Origin of the sequence: Streptomyces turgidiscabies Car8, from assembly GCF_000331005.1 — a bacterium.
Taxonomy (GTDB): domain Bacteria; phylum Actinomycetota; class Actinomycetes; order Streptomycetales; family Streptomycetaceae; genus Streptomyces; species Streptomyces turgidiscabies.
The window spans coordinates 1-1,903 of the sequence record NZ_AEJB01000509.1 but is presented as its reverse complement, the minus strand read 5'-3'; the positions used below and the strand labels follow the sequence as shown (position 1 = coordinate 1,903).

At 69.0% G+C, this 1,903-nt stretch carries 4 protein-coding genes; all 4 read left to right on the top strand.

The window, feature by feature from the left end; all coding sequences use genetic code 11:
* Positions 1 to 24: 24 nt before the first annotated feature.
* A complete protein-coding gene (locus STRTUCAR8_RS36660) occupies positions 25 to 447 on the top strand; it encodes a M67 family metallopeptidase (RefSeq protein ID WP_006381348.1) in 423 nt (140 codons plus the stop codon).
* 79 nt (positions 448 to 526) lie between these two features.
* Entirely contained in the window at positions 527 to 625 is a 99-nt protein-coding gene (locus tag STRTUCAR8_RS55450; RefSeq protein WP_106438136.1) for a putative leader peptide, read from the top strand.
* 131 nt (positions 626 to 756) lie between these two features.
* Positions 757 to 1,035 carry a MoaD/ThiS family protein gene (locus STRTUCAR8_RS36655; protein WP_006381347.1) on the top strand — a complete coding sequence of 93 codons (279 nt, stop codon included), beginning with the start codon at positions 757 to 759 and terminating at the stop codon, positions 1,033 to 1,035.
* Positions 1,036 to 1,051: 16 nt separating this feature from the next.
* Positions 1,052 to 1,903 (top strand): PLP-dependent cysteine synthase family protein (locus STRTUCAR8_RS36650; protein ID WP_006381352.1); only part of this gene is annotated, 852 nt, incomplete at its 3' end.

The window sequence follows — 1,903 nt, the reverse complement described above, 5'->3', positions numbered from 1 at the left end:
GCCCCTCTGCTTATCCTGGCCAGCATGCTGACCATCACCCAGGCCCTCGTCGACCAGATCGTCGCCCACGCGCGCAAGGACCACCCCGACGAGGCGTGCGGCGTCGTCGCCGGCCCGGCGGGCTCGGACCGGCCCGAGCGCTTCATCCCGATGCTGAACGCGGCCATGTCACCCACGTTCTACGAGTTCGACTCCGGGGATCTGCTCAAGCTGTACCGCGAGATGGACGACCGCGACGAGGAGCCGGTGGTCATCTACCACTCCCACACGGCGACCGAGGCCCACCCCTCCCGCACCGACATCTCCTACGCCAACGAGCCCGGCGCCCACTACGTCCTCGTGTCCACCGCCGACACCGACGGCCTCGGCGAGTTCCAGTTCCGCTCGTTCCGGATCGTCGAGGGAGAGGTGACGGAGGAGGAGGTCAGCGTCGTGGAAAAGTACTGATCTCACCTGGCGGCCCGAAAATGTCCAGAATGCGGGACGACCCTCCAGGATCCGGACCGGGAATCGATACGATGAGCCCATGGTTTCCTACGACGTGAGCGAGAAGACGCCGGGCATGCTGCTGCTCGTGGCGCGGCTGCACGTCGACCTGTGCAGGCTGGCAAGCGCCATCTGTTGATGCTGCCCCCTGCCGCCGTACGGCCGTGAGCCGCGGCGCTTCACATGCATGACCTGCATGACCTGCAACAACCTGCTTTCCGCGCCGCCGCGCGCCCATCGACCTACCACTTCCGACAGGAGCCCCGAGCCATGGCCATCGAGGTCCGCATCCCGACCATCCTCCGCACCTACACCGACGGCGAGAAGGCCGTCCCCGGTGCCGGAGAGACCCTCGCCGAGCTCCTCGCCGACCTCGAAACCCGGCACACGGGCGTCCAGGCCCGCATCGTGGACGACGGCAAGCTGCGCCGCTTCGTGAACGTCTACCTCAACGACGAGGACGTCCGCTTCCTCGACGGCATCAACACCAAGCTCGCCGACGGCGACACCGTGACGATCCTGCCGGCCGTCGCCGGCGGCATGGTCTGATCGGCCCCTGGCACCCATGCGCTACGACTCGCCGCTGGCCGCGGTAGGCAACACCCCCCTGGTGCGCCTGCCGCGGCTCTCGCCGTCCGCCGACGTACGGATCTGGGCGAAGCTGGAGGACCGCAACCCCACCGGCTCGGTCAAGGACCGCCCCGCCCTGCACATGGTCGAGCAGGCCGAGAAGGACGGCCGGCTCACCCCCGGCTGCACGATCCTGGAGCCCACCTCCGGCAACACCGGCATCTCGCTCGCCATGGCCGCCAAGCTCAAGGGCTACCGCATGGTCTGCGTGATGCCCGAGAACACCTCGCAGGAACGTCGCGAGCTGCTCGCCATGTGGGGCGCCGAGATCATCCCCAGCCCCGCCGCCGGCGGCTCCAACACGGCCGTACGGGTCGCCAAGGAGACCGCCGCCGAGCACCCGGACTGGGTGATGCTCTACCAGTACGGCAACCCGGACAACGCGGGCGCCCACTACGCCACCACCGGCCCGGAGATCCTCACCGACCTCCCCTCCATCACCCACTTCGTGGCAGGCCTCGGCACGACGGGCACGCTCATGGGCGTCGGCCGCTACCTCCGCGAACACAAGCCGGACGTGAAGATCGTCGCCGCCGAACCGCGCTACGACGACCTGGTGTACGGTCTGCGCAACCTCGACGAGGGCTTCGTACCCGAGCTGTACGACGCCTCCGTCCTCACCACCCGCTTCTCCGTCGGCTCGGCGGACGCGGTCACCCGCACCCGGGAACTCCTCCAGCAGGAGGGCATCTTCGCGGGCGTCTCCACCGGCGCCGCGCTGCACGCCGCGATCGGCGTCGGCAACAAGGCCGTCAAGGCGGGCGAGAGCGCGGACATCGCCTTCGTC

Excerpts from the sequence above, each read along its gene's own strand:
- STRTUCAR8_RS36660 (WP_006381348.1), top strand. The coding sequence starts at position 25 with ATGCTGACCATCACCCAGGCCCTCGTCGACCAGATCGTCGCCCACGCG.
- STRTUCAR8_RS55450 (WP_106438136.1), top strand. The coding sequence starts at position 527 with ATGGTTTCCTACGACGTGAGCGAGAAGACGCCGGGCATGCTGCTGCTC.
- STRTUCAR8_RS36655 (WP_006381347.1), top strand. The coding sequence starts at position 757 with ATGGCCATCGAGGTCCGCATCCCGACCATCCTCCGCACCTACACCGAC.